The organism is Thioclava dalianensis, assembly GCF_000715505.1.
GTDB classification, from domain to species: domain Bacteria; phylum Pseudomonadota; class Alphaproteobacteria; order Rhodobacterales; family Rhodobacteraceae; genus Thioclava; species Thioclava dalianensis.
Genome location: NZ_JHEH01000001.1, coordinates 140,374 through 160,599, shown reverse-complemented (window position 1 = coordinate 160,599; position 20,226 = coordinate 140,374). Strand labels below are relative to the sequence as shown.

Here is a 20,226-nt window from a genome sequence, read left to right as displayed (position 1 = left end):
CATATGCATATCAGCCGCGCCGCCCCGCTCAGGCGGTGCCCATCTCAAGCGGCTGGGGCAGCTGAATGCCTTCTTCGGCAAGTTGCGTTTCCAGCGCCTCGTAGCGGGCCCTAAACCGTGGCCCGTTCAGACGCAGAGCGACGTTGCGACACACCAGCGCCTCCAGATAGGGGCGCTTTTTGTTTGCGAGCCGGGCATTGATCTGGCGCATGAAGCGCGGCAGATTGCGGCGGCTGCGATAGAGCGCCCAGAACATCGCGGGCGTGAAGGCGCCTTTGCAGGCGCCGATCAGGATCTCGTCGAGCACATCCATGTCGCGCAACATCCGCTCGATATTGTCGCCCAGATTGCGACAGCCCAGCAAGGTGACGGCCGGGCGCGCAAAAAGCGCCGCGTGCATCGCGTCATGTGGCTGGAACGGGTCGTAGAGGATGAACGCGGCGCCCACGCCATCCAGCATCTCTGGCGCAAAACCGTAGCGATCGGTGAAGGAGATACGCCGCATCGCACGGAACCGCTCATCCCAGCCCGTGATCGTGGGGTCGAGCGTGGCCTGTGGCTGAACTGCGATGACCGTGGCACCGGGCGCGGTGACCGAAAAGGCCGCCGCTGCATAGCCGCAGGGGCCAGCGCCGTAGAAGACCACGCGGTCGAAATCCTCGAAAAACGCCTCATCAACCAGACGGTCGAAATAGGCAAAGACGGTCGGGTCGCGAAACCATGTGTCGCGCTCGCAAATCAGCGAGAGCGAGGACCAACCGTTCTCCTGCGCGATCCGGAGCCCGCGCGGGAGCGCACCATCGCCGCTGGCCTCGATGATCTGCTGCGATTCGAAGCTGACAAGAAGCACCGGCGAATCGTCGTGAAACGCCGCGCAATGGGAGGGGCCCAGCGGCTCGAAATACCCGGTTTCCTCGACCGTTTGCGCAAGCCCTTTGGCCCAGTCGGTTTCGTTCAAATGTGCCATGATCGCCTGCCCGTTTCGGTCGATGTGCCTGCCGCGCTCCCGAGGGTCGGAAGCGGGGCGTTTGCCTGTAACGTTAACATAACCTCACCGTGTCAGAAATGAGGGGGAAGCAGGGAAATGTCGCGGTTTGTTCAAGGAGGCGGCCTAATCCCGCGCCCCATCTGCGATTGTTTCCTGCGCCGCTGCATTGGCCCGCAATCCCAACGCAATCATGTGCTGCGTGGCCTCCGGCGACAAGGGATGGCTGGGCGGGCTCAGCAGCAATCTGCCGAAGAGGGCGCGGTACTCCTCGCTTAGCATCAGCGTCGCGAAGCGCGCCTTGCGCCAGGCCACTGCGCGGGCATGAAGGCGGGCCAGCACCGGATCTGCGCGTAGGGAGGCGGTGCTGGCTGCGACCTGATCCGTGTAGCGCGCAATCGAGCGATCTTCCTGCGTGCTGAAATTGCGCTCGACCCAATAGGACATGTCGAACGGCCCCGCTTGCCGGTTTGAGCGGCCCCGGTCACATTTCACGACATAGGATTCCATCGACCCAAGCGCATAGTGATTGAGCTGCACCAAGCCATAGGGGTCTTGACCCAGCGGCGAGAATAGCTTCTGGCGCTGATAGATCCGCGGCAGTTTGCGCCCCGAGCCGTCCACCCAAAGCATCTCGCCCATGCGCTCGGCCACCGGCGCGCGTGGCCTGTGCACGCCGAGCTTGGCATAGGCGCCGCGATTGGCAAACAGCGTCTTGAACATCGAGGCGCGCCACGGCCAGATCATGCCTGGGGGCGCGCAGCGGGTGAATTGCTCGGATATAGGCCGGTCTTCGAACGCGACCCGTCCGGCATTGCCAAACAACCGCCATGTCATCGCAATCGCGCCTGCTGGCGCACAGGCCGCGATCAGGGCGCTCAAACTGCCATCGCCGGTTTTGACCGTGACGAATTCGTCGACATCAATCACCGCGATCCAATCGGCCTGCGCGACCAATTGATGGGCATCAGCCCGCTTGAGCGCCGCCCATTGCGGCCCCTCTTTCCACGGACCGGGATTGGGCAGATGCGTGAGCCAGCCAAGCTCGGCCAGACGGTCCAGCATCGCATCCGTGCCGTCATCGCAATCATTTGAGAAGACGAGGAAATCCGTAAAGCCCACCGCGCGATGATGGGCGAGCCATTCCAGCAGGAAGGGCCCCTCGTTCTTGACCGATGTAATCGCCAGCGCTCGCATGGGGGCACTCTGGCCCGAGCCATCCCCGCAGGCAAGCGCGAAAGGCCGCATCGACGCGCATGTGGCGGAGTGGGGACGCTCCGCGGGGGATATTTAAGTCAAGAGGAAGCGAGGAACTTTGCCTTCTTTTGATCTAAATATCCCCGCCGGAGGCATCCGACGTCTGCAGCGCGGCACGCCAGTCGTTCAATGCTCTGCGGCGTCGGGTTGCTCGACGGTAAAGAAGAAATTTTCGGGCAGCGTGCGGGTGTGCAGATCCTCAGGGATCACATGCGGGCCGGAGTTGAACACGGCCGAGCCGAAATGCGATAGCATCCGCGAAAGCGCCTCAAAGCGGGCCGAGGTCAGGGTCTGGTAGAATTCCAGCTGATCGGGCCGCGCCATCAACTCGGTGATCTTGGCGCGGTGGCACGCGAGCGCATGGGCATGGGCGGAGGCGATCTCCGGATCGGCCATCAGCGCCTCATATTCTGCGCGCGCGGCGGGCAGGCGCGGCAGGATCGAGGTATCTTCCTCGGCATTGTGGTTCATCCGAAACCAGTAGTTGAGCCCCTGATCGCGGTCGGTGTGATTGACGCGGCCGCGGTCGCGCTTGACGAGGAAGCTCTCCGCCGAGCGCACCGCGTAATGGTTGAGCTGGACCCAGTCATAGCCATAGGTCTCAAGCGTCGAGCGCCAGCCATTGCGAAACATCTCGCGCGGCATCGGTTGGCCCGAGCCGTTGAGCCAGCGCACCTGATCCCAGAGGTCGGGCACCAGCCCTTTGGGACGATGTACGCCCAGCTTTTTGTAGAGCGCAATATTGCGAAACAGCGTCTTAAAGCCCCAGGCCTGATGGGGTTTGCGCACGATCTCGGGGGCGGAGCGGGTGAATTGTTCTGTGATGAAGCGATCTTCAAAAGCATGTACATCATTATTGCCAAAGAGCCGCCATGTCAGCGAGATCATATTCGCCTCGCCCATCGCCTTATAGAGTGCGGGCAGGGTGCCATCGCCGATCTTGATATTGATGAACTCGTCCACATCCATGCAGATCGACCAGCCCGCATCGCGGATCACGGGTTCGTTCTCGGCGGCAGCGAGTGCTGCATGTTGGGGCTTCATATCCACCATCGAGCGGAACGGGTTCTCGCGATGCTGGACGATCCCCTTGGACTGCAACAGATCCAGCATCGTATCGGTGCCGTCGGTGCAATCATTGGTATAGACGAGAAAATCATCGACCCCGATGGCACGGTGATAGGCCAGCCATTCCAGAATGAACGGGCCTTCGTTCTTCATCGTGGTTACAATTGCGGTGCGCCCGGCATGGATCGCCTTTTTCGGTGCGGCCTTGAGCTTGGAGACCGGCGGGCGGATCGGCTTATAGCCCCAGACCTTGCGCGAAAGCTTCAACAGCGCCGGATCCTCAATCAGCGAGGTTTTTGGCGCAAGCTCTGCCGCCGAGGTTCCGGGCACCCGCAGCGCCATCGCGCGCCAGAACGTGTAGGGATGGCGCTGGTCGGGCTTGGCATAGCTCACGCGCAGCATCCGCCATGTGTTCTCCAGCCCCGCGCGCGCAGGCGCACAGCCCCAGCGGGCGATGCCACGGCGGATATCGAAGGGGCGGCAGATGTGATCGGGGAAGCGCTCGGGATGGCCCTCGCGGATCCGCCACGGATAGATCCGATGGCCGACCAGCAAGATCACGCCTGTCTCGGCTGCCGCTGCGGCCTCAAAGGCGGTGGGGGTGCCGGGTTCGACCGGGGTCAGCAGATCGGTCACATCCAGCACCAGCACTGAGGCGGCCTTCACGAAGAAGCGCCATTTTACCAGCTCGAAGATCAGCCCCTGACCCTGCGGCGCGCGCCACGGATCGGGCGCGGGCGGTGTCATCCGGTCTTTGCCCGGCGCATCGGGCGCAAGGTAGATATGGCTCTCGGGTCCAAGATCGGGCTTGCCCATCGGGATCGGGCATTCGAGCAGGATGACGGGAAGGTCCAATTCGCGCAGCGCCATGCCCGCATCGAGCGCTTGGGCGAAGGCCTCTGCGGTGCCGCTCGGGCTGTCGGGCGGGGCACGGTTGAGGATCACCGCGCCATCCGCGCCGTGGTGATCGTGGTGCCAGCTCAGCCAATCGAGCACGGTCTCGACGCTTTCCTCAAGGCGCTGGCCAAAGAGGCAATGCCGCCCGGCAAAGAGATCCCAATCGGGGGCGTCGGGATACACGGCGCGCAGCGATTGCGTTCCCGAGGCATCGAGTAGCGCGATCTGGGCGGGGCCGGGGCTGTCGGTCTCGAATACCCCCATTGCGCCACCGGCCACATCGCGCGCCTCGATCAACCGAGCGGCCCCCTCTGGCGAGGGGGTTGCGAATTGCGCGGCCTGTCCGGGATTGGACAGAAAAACCCGGAGATGATGACGGCCCTCGGCGCTCCAGCCCAAGGCATCAAGCTGTCCGGGCGCCTGCGCTTGGCTGGCTTTCATCTGCCGCCGGATTACCGTTTGCTTGGCCATTGGTTCGCTCTCCTGCTGCCTCGGGGGCGTTCTAGCACGGCTGTGCACGCCCGGGAAACGATCCCGTTCGGTTTGTCCCTGATTTCCATTGGAAAATGGCAAAGGCTCGGGCAGGATGCGGCGAAATCATGGAAATGCGGCGCAAGGCCGCTCAGCCGGGGGCAGGAATGGCACGCGAACGGGAAGTCGGGACGCTTTGGATCGGCGGTGCCCTGAGCTGGATGGAGCAGCTCTGTCTGAAAAGTTTTGTTGATGCCGGGCAACGCATCACGTTGTTTTCCTACGAAGATATCCCCAATGTCCCCGAGGGTGTCATTCGGCGCGACGGGCGCGAGATCCTCGATACGGATGACTTCATCAAATATGAGAAGAAGGACAGTTTCGCGCTCTTTGCCGATTATTTCCGCATCCACATGATCGCGCAGATACCGGGGATGATCTGGGTCGATACCGATGTCTATTGCTGGGCGCCGATGACCTATGAGAGCGATTATGTTCTGGGCTATGAACTGCCGGGTGAGTCACGGGTGAATAACGCGGTTCTGGGGCTGCCGCATGACTCGAAGATCGTCTCGCAAATGATTGATTTTATGTCTGATCGTTACGCGATCCCGTCGTTCTTGAAGAAAAAGCACCGCGCCGAATACGAGGCCGCGGCCAGCGCCGGAAATCCGGTCCATGTCAGCCAGCAGCCTTGGGGTGTTTGGGGGCCGATGATGCTCTCGCATTTCGTTGAAGAACTTAGCCTGCATGACCGGGTGCAGCCGCTTGAGGCGTTCTACCCGGTCACCTTTCGCGAGCGCACGATGATGATCCGCGAGGCCTCTAAGGTCGAAGGGGCGATCACCGATCAGACCACCGCGCTGCATCTTTGGGCCTCTAACAAACGCGAGTTGGGCTTGCGTTATGACGGCATTCCGCCTGCGGGAAGTTTCCTCGACAAGCTTTTGAAAAAACACGCCATTCGACCCGATTTTGCGCCGATCAAGGGGCGTGCGAGACTGGTTTTCGATCAGAAAGGCCCGGATCTGTCGCTGCTTGAGAGCGCGGGCATCTCCACGTTGTCATCGATTGCCGATCTGGGGGGGACGGCACCGGGGCTGGTGCTTGGGGCGCATGACCGTTGGGATTGCGACATCACATTGATCGATCTTTTGGGCGATGGCACATGGCCCGAGCAGCCCTCGGATTGGGTGGCGCAATACCGCGCCTATCTGGAGGAGCACGGCGTCGATCCTGCGCGGATCAAACGGGTCGGAGCGCCGGGCGATTTGCGGCCAGTGGATCTGTTGCTCAATATTGCAGGCTTTGGAGATGTGAACAAGGTCAAGCACTTGAGGCCCATTCTTCAAGAATCGCTTCATTCGGATAGCCACATGCTGATGGATATTCGCAAAGGCTCGGGGGCATTTCCCTTCCTCAAGGAGTTTGGCACCAATGAGCCGCTGGAGGAAAGCTCTGATGGCGGCGGTGGCAAGACCACGCGGATCGTCTTTACGCCCACACCGCCCGCCGAGCAGGTGAGCGACCCGGATTGGGCGGTGCTGGCCACAAAGCTGGCCGGGCCGGACGGCTTTTATATCGACAACGGGGCGCATAGTTTTCTCTACATGCCGCGCTCGCGCGACACGCTGGTGGTGACCTTCGACAATCTCGATATCGCGATGAACAAGCGCGACACGCGCAGGCCTTGGGGCTTCGAGTTCATCGAGAAACAGGGCTGGTCGATGCTGGGCGCGATGGCGGGCGGCTGGACATGGTATCGCGACGATTGGGTTGGCGCGCAATTTGACCGTCTGGCGCAGGAGGGCTTCTTCGCGCAGTTCAAACGCGTGGTGTTCTATGGCGCCTCGATGGGCGGCTATGCGGCGGCGGCCTTCTCGGCGGCCTGTCCGGGGGCCGATGTGGTGGCGATTTCGCCGCAATCCACGCTCGATAAATCGGTTGTGCCTTGGGAGACCCGCTACAAGGTGGCATGGGATCGTGACTTTTCGGGCAAATATGGCGATGCGGCGCAGGCCTCGCTCGCGGCGCGACGGGTGACGATCCTGTTCGATCCCTATGAGCCGCTTGATGCGGGCCATGTCGCGCGGTTCGACGGGGCCAATGTGATGAAGCTGCGCACGCCGCTTCTGGGCCACAGGCTCGGCTCGTCGCTACACCAGATGGGTATTCTCACGCCGATCCTTCTGAGCGCGCTGGAGGGCACGCTGAGCGAGGCAAGCTTTCACCGTGCCCTGCGCGCGCGCCGGACATTTCCGCGCTACCAGCGCGAGCTGTTCCAGCGCGCCGTGAAGGCCGGGCATAAGAGACTTGCGCGGCGGATGGGGGCGGCGGTGCTGGCGCAGGGCGAAAATCGTGCGATCCGTCTTGCGATGCGCGATCTGGACTGAGCGCACCGCCAATGCCGCGCCGCAGCGCCTCACGCCGGTCTCACCAAACGCTGCCAGAAACGTGACCCCGAGGACAGTCTGTCGCAGTTTCCTCGGTTCGAATTTTGACCTACATCAAGGGCAGCACAAAGATACTCCCATATCAAAACGTGCAGCGGGTTCGAGATCTCCCAATCGTGGCTATTGCCAAGCGAACCCGACCGAGGATTGACGATCTCCCTCGTCTCTCCCCAATGCGCCGCAGGTCTCCCACCTGCGGCGCTTTTATATGGCGCCCGAGCTTTTTGATGCGAGCGATTCGGCGCAGCAGGTGTCCGCTCGGCCATGTCCGGACCAGGCTCATGCGGCGGGCATGAAAAAACCCTCCCCAGTCAGGGAGGGTTCGATCTGGTCTCAAGATGCGAGACGCCTAGCGGGTCGGGCCGATCATCATCACCATCTGGCGGCCTTCCAGCCGGGGCATGCTTTCGACCTTACCCAATTCGCCCACATCGTCGCGGACGCGGTTGAGCAGTTCGAGGCCCAGATTCTGGTGCGCCATCTCACGACCACGGAAGCGCAGGGTGACCTTCACCTTGTCGCCATTTTCGAGGAATTTGATGACGTTGCGCATTTTCACTTCGTAATCATGCACATCGGTGCCGGGCCGGAACTTGACCTCTTTGATTTCGATGATCTTTTGCTTCTTGCGCGCTTCAGCTTCGCGTTTCTGCTGTTCATATTTGAACTTGCCGAAATCCATGATCTTACAGACCGGCGGATTGGCATTGGGCGAGATTTCCACCAGGTCCAGCCCGGCTTCCTCGGCCATGCCCATGGCTTCTTGCGGCGTCACGACGCCGACATTTTCGCCCTCCGCCCCAATCAGGCGGATTTCGTTAGCGCGGATTCGACCGTTGACTCGGGGTCCGGTATCACGGGTCGGCGGGGCGTTATGAGGTCTGCGGGCTATGGTGGGAATCCTTATGTAGCCAAACGATATTTCTGGCGCGAAACATAAGCCTGCACGGGCGCGCTTTCAACCGCAAAGCGCGTGGAACCGAGATACGGCGCCGCGCGTTCCAACCCGCAGGTTCATTTATCGAAAATCGCGCTCTTTAGCGCGCGTTGTCAAAGGACCGCAGACGCTGCGTTTTGGCGCGGAGAATTAAAGAGGTGCAGATCGGTCTGGCAACGGTCCGCGCGCGTTTCATGAAGGAGATATCAGCCATGAACAAGAATGCAGCTCTCGCGGTCGTCCTCGCCCTTGTCGCAGCAAGCGCGATTTATCTGACGACATCGAAGGACCCGTTGACCAACACGGCCCCAGCGGAACAATCCAGCTCGGAGCAGACGCAAGCGGCCTCTTCGGGCAATGATGCGACCGCCGCCTCCAGCGATGCGAGTTCCATGAGTGCTGCGGCTGACGATGCGGCCAGCAAGGCAAAAGAAGCGGCGGCGAGCGGCTCCGATACCGCCAGCACCACCGCCGCGAGCACCGACACCAGCGACTCCGACAACGCGGTAGCGCAGGCGACGGATGCCGAAGCCGCGGCCAGCGATTCCGTACAGGCCTCGGACAACAAATCGGTCTCGGAGGCCAAGACGGCGGCAGAGGCGGCCGGCACCGCGGCAAATGACGCCCAGCGCGCAGCCAGCGAGGCGGCGCAGGCGACCACCGATATGGCGAGCGACAAGGCCACGCAGGCTGCATCTGAGGCCGCCGCCGCCGCCACCAAAGCCGCGCAATCGGCAACTGATGCCGCCAATGCCGCTGCAGATGCCGCCGCTCAGGCGACCAACAATGCCGATAACAGCACGACCCAAGGGGCTGCGAGTGCCGCGCAATCGGCCGCTCAGGCCGCGACACAGGCGGCGGATGCGGCCTCTGATGCGGCATCGGCTGCGACCAACGCCGCACAAACGACCAATCAGACCGCGCAAAGCACCGAGGCCAATGCCCAGGCCAATGCGCAGATCACCGGGCAGGGTAGCGAGCCGGGCGCGAGCGAGGCGGCCAGCGCGCTCACCGTTCAAGGGTTCAACGCGGATGAGCTGGAGACGATGATCGACAACTCAGCTTTGCCCGATGCAACCAAGACCCAGCTTCAGACCGCCGTCGAGAGCGCGCGCACCAATCCCAAGCTTGTATCCGGGGTTGTCGATCAGGTCCGTGCGGCACTTGGGATGTAAGTAGTGCGGGAGTAAGCCTGAGGCGCGCCCGTCCGGTTCAGGGCGGGCGCGTCTTCACACCCTGGGGCTTTGGAACGCAGGTTGCAGCGCGCGCGTTCTGTCACAGAACCCAAAGAGATTTACGATCCAAGGAGCGCTGCCGTGACCCATGATCTCACCCTGCAATCGATCCACCCCGTCACCCACGACACCTATCATCTGAGCTTTCCGCGCCCGGAGGGCTTTCGCTACACCCCCGGTCAGGCCGTGGATGTGACGCTTCTGCGCGAGGGCTGGCGGGACGAGGCGCGCCCTTTCACCTTCGTCAACAGCCACGAGGCGAGCACGCTTGATTTCATCATCAAGAGCTACCCGGATCATGACGGTGTGACGCGCCAGATCGCGACGCTGGAGCCGGGCGAGCAGATCCAGATATCCGAGCCATGGGGCGCGATCCACGATGCAGGACCTGGCACGTTCATCGCAGGAGGGGCGGGCATCACGCCCTTCATCGCGATCCTGCGCGCCCGGCTTGAGCGCGAAGGCACGCTTGAGGGCACGACGCTGATATTCTCCAACAAACGCGCCGAAGACATCATTCTGCGCGAGGAGTTCGAAGCGATGGAGGGGCTGAAGACGGTCTTTCTCGTGACCGATCAGGACGCACCGGGAGAGGGCGTTCATGCGGGGCGCCTCGATCACGGGTTCCTGCGCCAATACGCCACCGCAGAGGCCGCACCGTTCTATATCTGTGGTCCCGACGAGATGGTGGATGACGTGGAAAAGGAACTCGTCTCCTTTGGGATCAGCAACGCGCAGATCATCCGCGAAGAGTTCGACTAAGATCCTCTCAAAATTCAGTCACGGCGCGGGCGCGAGTCCGGCCTTGCCGCATCACGCCCCCGACACGACGAGTTGTCTTCGCGTGTTCCCCGATCACGGCTAACCTCTTGCAACAGCTGCACAGTTTTGCGGGCCGCTGCTTTCATAGGGATATTCGGGGGGATGAAAATGTATAGAGTGGTGAAGACGCTTGGGCTCGCCTTGGCGCTTGGCCTGCCTGCGCATGCGTGGGCCGGAGAGACGGTAAACGTACCAATTGGCACTAAGTGGTTTGCCTGTCGTTTCCACAAGGCCGCGCATGATTATATTTTGCCCGAGAAGGTGCAGATGGCGCATCTACCGAATGGCAAGTGGCTGGCGCTCGATACGATGACCTATCGCATTCACCACACTGCCGATCACGCGCGTGTCACGACCGATGACCCAAAGCGGATCACCTTTGGTTGGAAATTCACTAATATGACGTCCAATATCAACCACTTCGCGCCGCTGATCGCGATGCGGTTGACGCTGGTAAAGGGCTCGCGCGATGCGACGCTGTCGATGCGCCCGGAGGGCTATCGCTCAGAGATTGCCTTTGGGAGCTGCGACACACCGCAGGTCATCCACTAGGGACGTAACTCGTAAGGGCAATAAGCTTTACGATCTCAGAGCGTTATGCGGCGGCGTTCACACGCCGTCGCCGACAAAGGCCTTTTCCACCACATATTCGCGCGGCTCGGAATTTGCGCCCTCATGCAGCCCAAACCCCTCGAGCACCGCCATCACGTCCTTGTTGAACGCAAGGCTGCCGCAGACCATCGCGCGGTCGGTGGTCGGGTCCATTGGCGCCAGATCGAGATCCTTGAACACTTTGCCATTGGCGAGGTTGTCGGTGATCCGCCCCATATGCGGGCTCTCTTCGCGCGTCGTGGTGGGGTAGTATTTCAGCTTGCCCTCGACCATCTCGCCGATCAGCGGATCGTTGATCAGCCCCTCGACCAGTTCGCGGCCGTAATCCAGCTCCGCCACCGTGCGGCAGGTATGCATCATCACGACCTCGTCGAATTTCTCGTAGGTCTCGGGATCGCGCATCAGCGAGGCGAAGGGCGCAATCCCGGTGCCGGTGGCGAGAAACCACACCCGCTTGCCCGGCAGCAGCGCATCGATCACCAAAGTGCCCACGGGTTTGGGGCGCAAGATGATCTCATCGCCGGGCTGGATATGCTGCAATTTGGAGGTCAGCGGCCCGTCGGGCACTTTGATCGAGTAGAATTCCAGCTCTTCGTCCCAATTCGGCGAGGCGATCGAATAGGCGCGCAAAAGCGGCTTGCCGTTATCGCCCATCAGCCCGATCATCACAAATTCGCCCGAGCGGAAGCGCAGGCTTTGCGGGCGCGAGACGCGGAAGGAAAACAGCGTATCGGTCCAATGGGTGACGGCGGTCACGCTCTGCGCGTCGGGCAGGGTCTTGAGCTTGGGGATATCGGTCACGGGGGCGTCTCTCGTTGAATTGGGCGTCGCGTTCCGGTCAATTGGCCAACAGGCGAGAGGCCAGTGACCGGGGGCTTGAGCGGAGGCAGACGCGGCTTGGCCGCGTCATACCCAAGAAAATCTCGCAAGAAAACCCATCTGGCGCATCAATAGCGCAGATCGAGCCGCTCCAGCCCGTGGAAGTGATAGAGATCGGCATAGCGCGGTTTGCGCGTCAGGCTCAGCGCGGGCAGGCGCTCGAACAGGATCGGCAGCGCGATGCGCATCTCAAGCCGGGCCAGCGGCGCGCCAATGCAGAAATGCGCCCCCGCGCCAAAGGCGAAATTGGTGCGGATCGGGCGGGCGGGGTCAAAGACCTCCGGCTCAACCCATCCCGCCGGATCGCGATTGGCACCCGCAAGCAGCAAACCTACCTGAGAGCCCGCCCGCATCACCTGTCCTTGAAACTCCACATCCTCATAGAGCCAGCGCGTGAACAGATGCAGCGGCGGATCGAAGCGCAGGATCTCTTCGAGCGTGCCGTCAATGCGCTCAGGCGTCAGCCAGATTGGCGAGATGTCCTGCTCGATCAGCGTCTTCACCCCGTTGCCAAGGCTGTGCACGGTGGCCTCGTGACCCGCATTGAGCAGCAAGATCACCGTCGAGATCAGCTCGTCGCGGCTCAGATGGCTGCCATCTTCCTCGGCGGCGATCAGCACCGACAGCAGATCCTCGCCCGGCGCCTTGCGCCTGCGCGCGATCAGCGCATCGAGATAATCGGTGAACTCCTGCGCGGCATTCGCCGCCTCGCGCTCATGGCTGTCCTCGCGCCGCGCCTGATACATCTGCACCATCGCATTGGACCATGCCAAAAGCTGTGGGGCATCGCTCTCGGGCACACCCAGCAGCCGCGCGATCACGATCACCGGCAGAGGCTTTGCGACATGTTCCAGCAGATCGCCGCCGCCCTCGGGCATCGCGTCGATCAGCCGGTGGGTCAGCGCTGCGATCTCGGGGGCGAGGGCTGCAATCCGCGCGCTCGTGAAGGCTTTCGCGACCAGCTTGCGCAGACGGGTGTGGCGCGGCGCCTCCAGCTCCAGCATGGAATGACGCTCAACCGCGTAGAAGGCCTCAAGATGTGCAGGGGCCGGGCGCGCCATCTCGGGCGGGGCCTCGCGTCCCAGACGCCGGTCGCGCAGCGCCATCGTGACGACCGCGGCCCGCGCGCTCACGGGCATCTTGTATTCGTGCCACATCACGAAAGGGCCGCCCTGCCGCACCCGGTCGTAAAACGGGTAGGGATTTTGCACGAAGCCCGGATCGAGCGGGGATTGGGTCAGGGTCTGCATAGGCGCTCCGGTTGGTCTGATCCGCAAATTGGACCGATCGGGGGGGCGCGCGCAAGCCGCGCGCTTGCACTTTTGCGCGGCTCGGGTCACGACTATGCGCAAGGGAGAACTGCGCATGCTCAAGATCACACCCATCACACAGACAGACCGCGCTGCGTGGGAGCCATTGTTTCGGGGCTACTGTGCCTTTTACAAGAGCGATCCGGAGCCCGCGATCGCGCCTGTCTGGAGCTGGATTTGCGATCCGCAAAGCGGGTTGCGCGCCGCGCTTGCCCGCGATGCGTCGGGCCGGGCCTTGGGACTTGTGCATTGGGAGGTGATCCTGCGCCCGCTCAAGGGTGAGACGATCTGCTATATCCATGATCTCTTCGTCGATCCGGAGGCGCGCGGAACAGGCGCGGGCCGGGCGCTGATCGAACATGTGCAAGGCGCCGCGCGTGAAGCCGGGGCCGGGGCCGTGCGGCTGGCCACTCAAGAGGGCAATGCCACTGCACGCAGGCTTTATGACCAGTTTGCCCCGGCATCCGATTTTATCCTCTACACTTTCCCGACATAGCATGGCGTTAAGGGTTGCGCTTTTGCTGGTCTGGATCGCGCTGACGCTTACGGCATCGGTGACGGCATGGCGGATCTCGGCGCGCGATGGGTTGGCCCGGGTCGAGGCGCAGGGCGTCTCGGATCTGCGACTGGCCTCGGATCGCGTGGTCGGCTCGCTTTTGCAGTTTCGCGAGGTCGCTGTGCTGGCCGCCGGTCATCCCGAAGTGGTCGCGTTGGCGCGGAAATACCGGCACAAAGACGCGGGCACCAACACGCGGCGCGACGCAAAGGTCAGCCTGACATTGCAGCGTCTGGCCGATCATGCGGGCGCGCGCGATATCCGCCTGATCGGAACGGATGGCACGGTGTTGGCGGGGCCGCCCGACGGTCCCCAGAAGGTCGCGATCACCCGCGCCTTGGCGCGGGCAGAGCAAGGGGCCACGGGGTTCGATCACCGCATCGATCCGGCCAATGGCCAGCGGATTTTCACTTTTGCCACCCCGGTGTTTGCCCCGCAGGGCGGTGTGATCGGCATTGTCCAGCTGCGTCTGAATGCGCGCAATGTCGAGGCGGAGGGACGCGGCAATCCGGTGCCGGTCTGGTTCACCGATGCCGATGGGGTCAGCTTTCTGACCAATCGTACCGATCTCGTGCTGCTGGCGCCGCAGGGCGTCACCCCCGATCCTGCGCATTACCCGCCCGGCTCGACCACCCCCTACGAGCCTTTCACCCGCCGCGAGCTTCTTGGGCGCGTGCTGGTCTCGGGGGAGGGTTCGCTGCGCGGGCCGGGGCTGGAGATTTCGCGCCATCTTCCGGTGATCGAGATGACCGGTCATGCGTTGGCTGTCACGGGCTCTGTGACGCGTGCGGCGCGCTTGGCGGCACTCTCGACCGCTGCGGGTTTTCTCGCGGTGGGGGCCGTGCTGTTTGCGCTTTGGGAGCGCAGGCGGGCGCTGGCCGAGGCCAATGCCGCGCTTGAGGCTCGGGTGACCGAGCGCACCGCCGAGCTGCGCGATACCAATGCCGAGCTGCATCGCACACAGGCCGAACTGGTGCAGGCGGGCAAGCTCTCGGCGCTGGGGCAGATGTCGGCGGGGATCAGTCATGAGCTGAACCAGCCTTTGATGGCGATCAGCTCATATGCCGAGAATGCCGAGTTGCTGCTGGAGCGCGGGCGCGCGCAAGAGGCGGGCGCGAGCCTGACCCGGATCGCCGAGATGGCCCATCGTATGGGCCGTATCATCCGCAACCTGCGCGCCTTTGCCCGGCAGGAAAGCGCGCCTGCCACGCCCGTCGAACTCGCCGCAGTCGTGGACCGCGCGCTGGAGATGCTTGAGACGCGGATCGAGCGTGCCGGTGTGCGCCTGATCTGGCAGCGTCCCGAAACTGCGGCGGTGGTGCTGGGCGGTGAGGTCCGGCTGAGCCAAGTCGTGCTCAACCTGCTGTCCAACGCGCTCGATGCGATGGAGGGCCGCCCCGATCCGCAAATTGAGATCGTGATCCGCCCAGCTGACACGTTGATCTGCCTGTCGATTACCGATAGCGGCCCCGGCATTGCCGATCCCTCGCGGATCTTTGATCCGTTCTATTCGACAAAAGAGGTCGGCACCGCGGAAGGTATTGGCCTTGGCCTGTCGATTTCCTATGGTCTGATCCAGGGCTTCGGCGGCTCCTTGCGCGGGGAAAACCTGCCCGAAGGGCGCGGGGCGCGATTCACCATAGAGCTGCGCGCAGCACCGGACGGGGAGGATAGCGCATGATGCGGCGGGTGCTGCTTGTGGATGATGACCGCGCGGTGCGCGAGGCGCTTGGTCAGACGCTCGAGCTGGCCGGGCTAAGCCCCACGGTCGCGGGCAGCTATATCGAGGCCAAGGACCATATCGGTCCGGGCTTTGAAGGGGTCGTGGTGACCGATATCCGGATGCCCGGCAAGGACGGCTTTGCGCTGCTCGATCTGGTCCAGAGCGCCGATTCCGAGCTGCCGGTGATCTTGCTCACGGGCGAGGGCGATGTGCCGATGGCGGTGCGCGCGATGGCGGGCGGTGCTTTTGATTTTCTCGAAAAACCCTGTTCGGGCAAGGCGTTGCTGGCTGTGGTCGAGAAGGCGCTGGAGACCCGAGCACGCGTCATGGAGACCCGGCTGTTTCGCCGTGAGGGTAAGCGCGGCGATGCGGCGGCGCGCATGCTGGTGGGGCATTCGCCTGTGGCAGAGGCCCTGCGCGAAGGGGCAAGGCGGGCCGCGCGCTCGGGCGCCGAAGTGCTGATCACCGGTGCGCCGGGGGCGGGCAATTCCAAGATTGCCGAGGTCATTCACCTTCTATCGGCCAATGCGCGTCGTCCCTTCGTCAAGCTTGCGGCAGCCGGGCTCACGCCCTCTGCGCTGGCCGATGGGTTCACGCAGGCCGAGGGCGGCACGCTCTATCTCGATGAGGTCTCCGATTTGCCGCAGCCCGCGCAATTCGCGCTCATCGAGCTGTTGGAGACCCGGCCCGCGACGCGCGCGATTGCGGGCACCTATCGCGACCTTGCGGCCCTGTCGCGCGCGGGCGGGTTTCATCCCGATCTCTACTGGCGGCTTGAGGCGCTTTCGCTGCGCATCCCCTCGCTGTCTGAACGCCCCGAGGACATCCCCGATCTTTTCCGCCATTACGTCGCCACCGCATGCGAGCAATCGAACCTGCCGATGCCGCAGATCCCGCCGCAGTTGACCGCAGAGCTGATGGCGCGCGACTGGCCGGGCAATTCGCGCGCGCTTATGTCCGAGGCGATGCGCTTTGCGATGGGGCTGGGCGCGGGGACGGCCCCGCCGGAAAGCCTGGGCCTCTCCGAGCGCATGGCGGCGGTCGAGAAATCCCTTCTGGCCGAAGCGCTGAGCCGGGCAGGTGGCAACGCCACCGAAGCCGCCGTCGCGCTGAAACTGCCCCGCAAGACATTCTACGACAAACTCACCCGGCACGGTCTTCGGCCCGAGGATTACCGGGACTAAGGGCACGGTGCCTGACACGTCGTATCCGTCGCGGCCTCAAACCTTTGGTGCGTGCCTCTTGCCGAGCACTTTCTTCGATGGGAAGTCGCCACATGCAAGCGAGATCAGCGGCTCTGGCTGGGGCTACCAGATGGTCAATATCCCCAGTCACGAAAAAGGGCGCCTCGCGGCGCCCTTTTCATAATCCGGTCTCAGTTCCCTCAGTCGCCTGCGCGGGCGGCGCGTTTGCGCTCATGGGGGTCGAGATGTTGTTTGCGCAGGCGGATCGCCTTGGGCGTCACTTCGACCAGCTCGTCATCGTTGATATAGGCAATGGCCTCTTCGAGGCTCAGCCGCACCGGGGGCGTGAGGCGCACGGCCTCATCGGTGCCCGAGGCGCGCACGTTGGTCAGCTTCTTGCCCTTGAGCGGGTTGACCTCAAGATCGTTGTCGCGCGAATGCTCGCCGATGATCATGCCGGTATAGACCTGCTCTTGCGCGCCGATGAACAGCTTGCCGCGATCTTCGAGGTTCCACAGCGCATAGGCCACAGACACGCCGTTATCCATCGAGATCAGCACGCCCTGACGACGCCCGTCGATCGGCCCCTTATAGGGGGCCCAGCTGTGGAAGATCCGGTTGAGCACGCCATTGCCGCGCGTGTCGGTCATGAACTCGCCCTGATAGCCGATTAGCCCGCGCGAAGGCACCAAGGCCACAACGCGCGTCTTGCCGCCGCCTGCGGGGCGCATCTCGGTCAGCTCGCCCTTGCGGGTCGAAGTCAGCTTCTCGATCACGACGCCGGAATATTCGTCATCCACATCGACGATGACCTCTTCCATCGGCTCGACGCGCACACCGTCCTCCTCGCGGAAGATGACGCGCGGGCGCGAGATCGACAGCTCGAATCCTTCGCGGCGCATGTTCTCGATCAAAACGCCCATCTGCAATTCGCCGCGGCCCGAGACCACGAACGCCTCGCCGCCGGGGGTGTCCTCGACCTTGATTGCGACGTTGGTTTCGGCCTCTTTCATCAGGCGCTCGCGGATCACGCGGCTTTGCACCTTCTTGCCGTCCTTGCCAGCCAGCGGGCTGTCATTGATGCCGAAGGTGACGGAGATCGTCGGCGGATCGATCGGCTGGGCCGGGATCGCCTCTTCCACTTCGGGCGCGCAGAGCGTGTCGGCCACGGTCGCCTTTGACATGCCAGCGACGGTGACGATATCACCCGCATGGGCCTCGTCGATCGGCTGCTGACCAAGGCCACGGAAGGCAAGGATCTTGGTGGCGCGGAAGCTCTCGATCCGCTCGCCGGTGCGGCTTAGCGCCTTGAGCGTGTCGCCGACTTTCAGCGTGCCCGCCTCAACGCGACCCGTCAGGATGCGCCCGATGAACGGGTCGGCGCCCAGCGTGGTGGCCAGCATGCGGAAGGGTTTGTCGTCATTGGCAATCTGCTTGGGTGCCTCGACATGTTTCACGATCAGATCGAACAGCGCGGTGAGGTTTTCACGCGGACCGTCCAGCTCGTTATCTGCCCAGCCGCCGATACCCGAGGCATAGACATGCGGGAAATCAAGCTGCTCGTCGCTGGCGCCAAGATTGGCAAAGAGGTCGAACACTTCATCGAGCGCGCGGTCGGGCTCGGCTGCGGGCTTGTCGACCTTGTTGAGCACGACAATCGGCTTGAGCCCGAGCGCCAGCGCCTTGGAGGTCACGAATTTCGTCTGCGGCATCGGGCCTTCGGCCGCATCCACCAGCAGGCAAACCCCGTCGACCATCGACAAGATGCGCTCAACCTCGCCACCGAAATCGGCGTGGCCGGGGGTGTCGACGATGTTGATGCGAGTGCCGTTCCACTCAACGCTGGTCGCCTTGGCGAGAATGGTGATGCCGCGCTCGCGCTCGATATCGTTGCTGTCCATCGCGCGCTCCGCGACGGCCTGATTTTCACGAAAAGCGCCCGATTGGCGCAAGAGCTGGTCCACGAGAGTCGTCTTGCCGTGGTCCACGTGAGCGATGATCGCAATGTTGCGAAGGTCCATGAGAAACTGCCTATGTTCAGAGTTGCCCCGCCCATAAGGGAAAAGCGCAGGCTTGGCTAGCCCTGCGGGGCTAGTGAGTGGCGGATTTCGACAACAGGTTGATGACGAGAATGCCGCAGATGATCAGAGAGATCCCAATGAAGCCCCAAAAATCGAGCTTTTGCCCAAAAAGCACCCAACCCGCGCCGGCGATCATGACCATCCCGATGCCCGACCAAAGCGCATAGGTGATGCCCAGCGGCAGCACCTTGAGCACGAGGGTGAAGAAGTAAAACGCCGCCCCAAAGCCCACGAACACACCGATGCTTGGCCAGAGCCGGGTGAACTGATTGCTCGCCTGCAGGCAGGCCGAACCAAAAGCCTCAAAGGCGACGGCGATCAGGAGGTAGATATATGTGTTCATCATGGGCGCAATTTGCCAGATCAGGTGACGACATACCAGTCGCGCCGGTGGTTCATTGCGATGACGAAATTTAGCACCAATGCCCCCAGCAGCGACCAGAGAACTTGGTCCGGGACCAGTATGAAGCTTGCGATCACGAAGAGGCACAGATCGTGGATAAGCTGCGTCCAACCCGCGCGAAACCCGAATTTATCCTGCAAGATCAAAGCCACGATCGAGACGCCGCCGAGCGAGCCGCGATGCCGGAAGAGCCCCAGCAGCCCCACGCCCGCCGAAATGCCAAACAGCACCGCTGCCGCCGCCGGGTTGATCTGATCGACATGCAAAAGCGGCTTGAGCGCCTCTGCCATCGCAGAAACCAGCGTGACGGTGACGAGGCTCTTGAGAGCAAAGCTCGTTCCACGGGCGTAATAGGCGAAAGCGTAGAAGGGGATGTTGATCGTGAAGAACACCACGCCGAAACTATAGCCTGTGAGATAGGACAGGATCAGGGCAGCCCCTGCCGTCCCGCCGGTGACAAGCCCGGCTGCACGCAGCAAATGCAGACCGAGGGCGGCCTGAGCGGCGGCCACGAAGATGCCCTGCAGATCCTCGAAATGAGAATAGCGCGGGGTAGGGTCGGATTTAAGGTCAATATTCATGACCTAAGTAATGGGGCATTTTCGCGCCTCTGCAAAGCCGCCCCAGCGCAAATCCGCTATGCAGTCTGGACATGGGCAAGAGGCCGGGCGCGCGCCTTGCGGGCGAGGTGCCATGATACCGATGCGTAAGGCGCGGAGGTGGCTGGTTCTTTTTTGCAACAGTTTATGACGCAGGGCGTGTGGTCACGCGCGCGTGAGTTGCACGGTCTGGGGCGCTCGGGCCTTATGGCGCCATTCGCAACGCTATGAAAACAGGAGGGCGATTATGACAACATCTTATGCTCTCTATACGCGTCGTGAAGTACCGGCCAGCGCCGCACATGCTCTTCGACAGAAGATTTAAAAGCACCCGCTGACCTCTTGGGGCCTTTGCCCCTCCCGCAACCTCAGATCTGAAGTCGACGCCCGTTTTCGGGCCGTCTGCGCCTTATGCGTCGGCTAGGACTCTGTCTTACTCACAGCAAAGAAAGGCCGGTTGCGGGCCCAGATGTCCTGCGCCGGAAGATACTTATGATCCAAGTTGTCAAACACGAAACCGACGGGTTCACCATCGAGGCCGCAATCGCAAAATTCGGGGCCGGAGCTATGCTGCGCCACGCGCTGATCGCACTGGTTGTGAAGGGGCCGCGCCCGGCGCGCATCGATACCCTCAGCGACCATGTGCGGAAAGATATCGGCCTGGGGCCCGCAGAGCCTCCGCCAAAACCGTGGAGCATGATCCGGTAATGCGACGGGCCGGGCGATCTCTCGCCCGGCCCGCTGCAACCCAATA

17 protein-coding genes are annotated in these 20,226 nt (G+C 62.7%); 8 read left to right on the top strand and 9 right to left on the bottom strand.

Annotated features, from left to right (window positions below; genetic code table 11):
• Window positions 1-28: 28 nt before the first annotated feature.
• The 3 genes from DL1_RS00825 to DL1_RS00815 all read right to left on the bottom strand — a co-directional run bounded on the left by DL1_RS00825 (window position 29) and on the right by DL1_RS00815 (window position 4,678).
• Window positions 29-967 carry an MDR/zinc-dependent alcohol dehydrogenase-like family protein gene (locus tag DL1_RS00825; RefSeq protein ID WP_038061024.1) on the bottom strand — a complete coding sequence of 313 codons (939 nt, stop codon included), beginning with the start codon at window positions 965-967 and terminating at the stop codon, window positions 29-31.
• A 144-nt stretch (window positions 968-1,111) separates the two neighbouring features.
• Entirely contained in the window at window positions 1,112-2,182 is a 1,071-nt protein-coding gene (locus tag DL1_RS00820; RefSeq protein ID WP_038061491.1) for a glycosyltransferase family 2 protein, read from the bottom strand.
• Window positions 2,183-2,368: 186 nt separating this feature from the next.
• The gene (locus tag DL1_RS00815) at window positions 2,369-4,678 is read right to left on the bottom strand and encodes a glycosyltransferase family 2 protein (protein ID WP_081856215.1); all 2,310 of its coding nucleotides are present in this window, start codon (window positions 4,676-4,678) and stop codon (window positions 2,369-2,371) included.
• A 167-nt stretch (window positions 4,679-4,845) separates the two neighbouring features.
• On the opposite strand from DL1_RS00815, the gene DL1_RS00810 reads away from it, so the two are divergent.
• A complete protein-coding gene (locus DL1_RS00810; RefSeq protein ID WP_038061485.1) occupies window positions 4,846-7,071 on the top strand; it encodes a hypothetical protein in 2,226 nt (741 codons plus the stop codon).
• A 409-nt stretch (window positions 7,072-7,480) separates the two neighbouring features.
• Here DL1_RS00810 and infC read toward each other — a convergent pair whose 3' ends face one another.
• Window positions 7,481-8,023, bottom strand: a complete 543-nt coding sequence (infC, locus tag DL1_RS00805) for a translation initiation factor IF-3 (RefSeq protein WP_038061021.1) — start codon at window positions 8,021-8,023, stop codon at window positions 7,481-7,483.
• A 257-nt stretch (window positions 8,024-8,280) separates the two neighbouring features.
• Here infC and DL1_RS00800 point away from each other — a divergent pair, with 257 nt between their 5' ends.
• The 3 genes from DL1_RS00800 to DL1_RS00790 all read left to right on the top strand — a co-directional run bounded on the left by DL1_RS00800 (window position 8,281) and on the right by DL1_RS00790 (window position 10,677).
• Window positions 8,281-9,243: a hypothetical protein gene (locus DL1_RS00800; protein ID WP_038061018.1), complete on the top strand. Its 963-nt coding sequence runs from the start codon at window positions 8,281-8,283 to the stop codon at window positions 9,241-9,243.
• 141 nt (window positions 9,244-9,384) lie between these two features.
• Complete coding sequence (locus DL1_RS00795; RefSeq protein ID WP_038061015.1) at window positions 9,385-10,065, top strand: FAD-binding oxidoreductase; 681 nt, start codon at window positions 9,385-9,387, stop codon at window positions 10,063-10,065.
• Between the two features lie 168 nt (window positions 10,066-10,233).
• Window positions 10,234-10,677 carry a hypothetical protein gene (locus DL1_RS00790; protein WP_143081703.1) on the top strand — a complete coding sequence of 148 codons (444 nt, stop codon included), beginning with the start codon at window positions 10,234-10,236 and terminating at the stop codon, window positions 10,675-10,677.
• Between the two features lie 57 nt (window positions 10,678-10,734).
• Here DL1_RS00790 and DL1_RS00785 read toward each other — a convergent pair whose 3' ends face one another.
• Window positions 10,735-11,538 carry a ferredoxin--NADP reductase gene (locus DL1_RS00785; RefSeq protein WP_038061009.1) on the bottom strand — a complete coding sequence of 268 codons (804 nt, stop codon included), beginning with the start codon at window positions 11,536-11,538 and terminating at the stop codon, window positions 10,735-10,737.
• A gap of 146 nt (window positions 11,539-11,684) precedes the next feature.
• On the bottom strand, window positions 11,685-12,866 hold the full coding sequence (locus DL1_RS00780) for a cytochrome P450 (RefSeq protein ID WP_038061006.1): 1,182 nt from the start codon (window positions 12,864-12,866) through the stop codon (window positions 11,685-11,687).
• Window positions 12,867-12,981: 115 nt separating this feature from the next.
• Here DL1_RS00780 and DL1_RS00775 point away from each other — a divergent pair, with 115 nt between their 5' ends.
• The 3 genes from DL1_RS00775 to DL1_RS00765 are packed head-to-tail and all read left to right on the top strand — an operon-like array spanning window position 12,982 to window position 16,389.
• Window positions 12,982-13,422 (top strand): GNAT family N-acetyltransferase, encoded by a 441-nt coding sequence (locus tag DL1_RS00775; RefSeq protein WP_038061003.1) that lies wholly within the window; start codon window positions 12,982-12,984, stop codon window positions 13,420-13,422.
• 1 nt (window position 13,423) lies between these two features.
• The gene (locus DL1_RS00770; protein ID WP_038060999.1) at window positions 13,424-15,163 is read left to right on the top strand and encodes an ATP-binding protein; all 1,740 of its coding nucleotides are present in this window, start codon (window positions 13,424-13,426) and stop codon (window positions 15,161-15,163) included.
• The gene (locus DL1_RS00765) at window positions 15,160-16,389 is read left to right on the top strand and encodes a sigma-54-dependent transcriptional regulator (RefSeq protein ID WP_038060995.1); all 1,230 of its coding nucleotides are present in this window, start codon (window positions 15,160-15,162) and stop codon (window positions 16,387-16,389) included. Before DL1_RS00770 ends, DL1_RS00765 begins: the two co-directional genes overlap by 4 nt.
• 200 nt (window positions 16,390-16,589) lie before the next feature.
• On the opposite strand, the gene typA is transcribed toward DL1_RS00765, so the two are convergent.
• The 3 genes from typA to DL1_RS00750 form a co-directional block, all read right to left on the bottom strand.
• Complete coding sequence (typA, locus tag DL1_RS00760; RefSeq protein ID WP_038060993.1) at window positions 16,590-18,410, bottom strand: translational GTPase TypA; 1,821 nt, start codon at window positions 18,408-18,410, stop codon at window positions 16,590-16,592.
• A gap of 70 nt (window positions 18,411-18,480) precedes the next feature.
• Window positions 18,481-18,816, bottom strand: coding sequence for a DMT family transporter (locus tag DL1_RS00755; protein WP_038060991.1), 336 nt, complete (start codon window positions 18,814-18,816; stop codon window positions 18,481-18,483).
• 17 nt (window positions 18,817-18,833) lie between these two features.
• Window positions 18,834-19,454 carry a YitT family protein gene (locus DL1_RS00750; protein ID WP_038060989.1) on the bottom strand — a complete coding sequence of 207 codons (621 nt, stop codon included), beginning with the start codon at window positions 19,452-19,454 and terminating at the stop codon, window positions 18,834-18,836.
• A gap of 510 nt (window positions 19,455-19,964) precedes the next feature.
• On the opposite strand from DL1_RS00750, the gene DL1_RS00745 reads away from it, so the two are divergent.
• Complete coding sequence (locus DL1_RS00745) at window positions 19,965-20,180, top strand: hypothetical protein (RefSeq protein ID WP_038060986.1); 216 nt, start codon at window positions 19,965-19,967, stop codon at window positions 20,178-20,180.
• Window positions 20,181-20,226 lie beyond the last annotated feature (46 nt).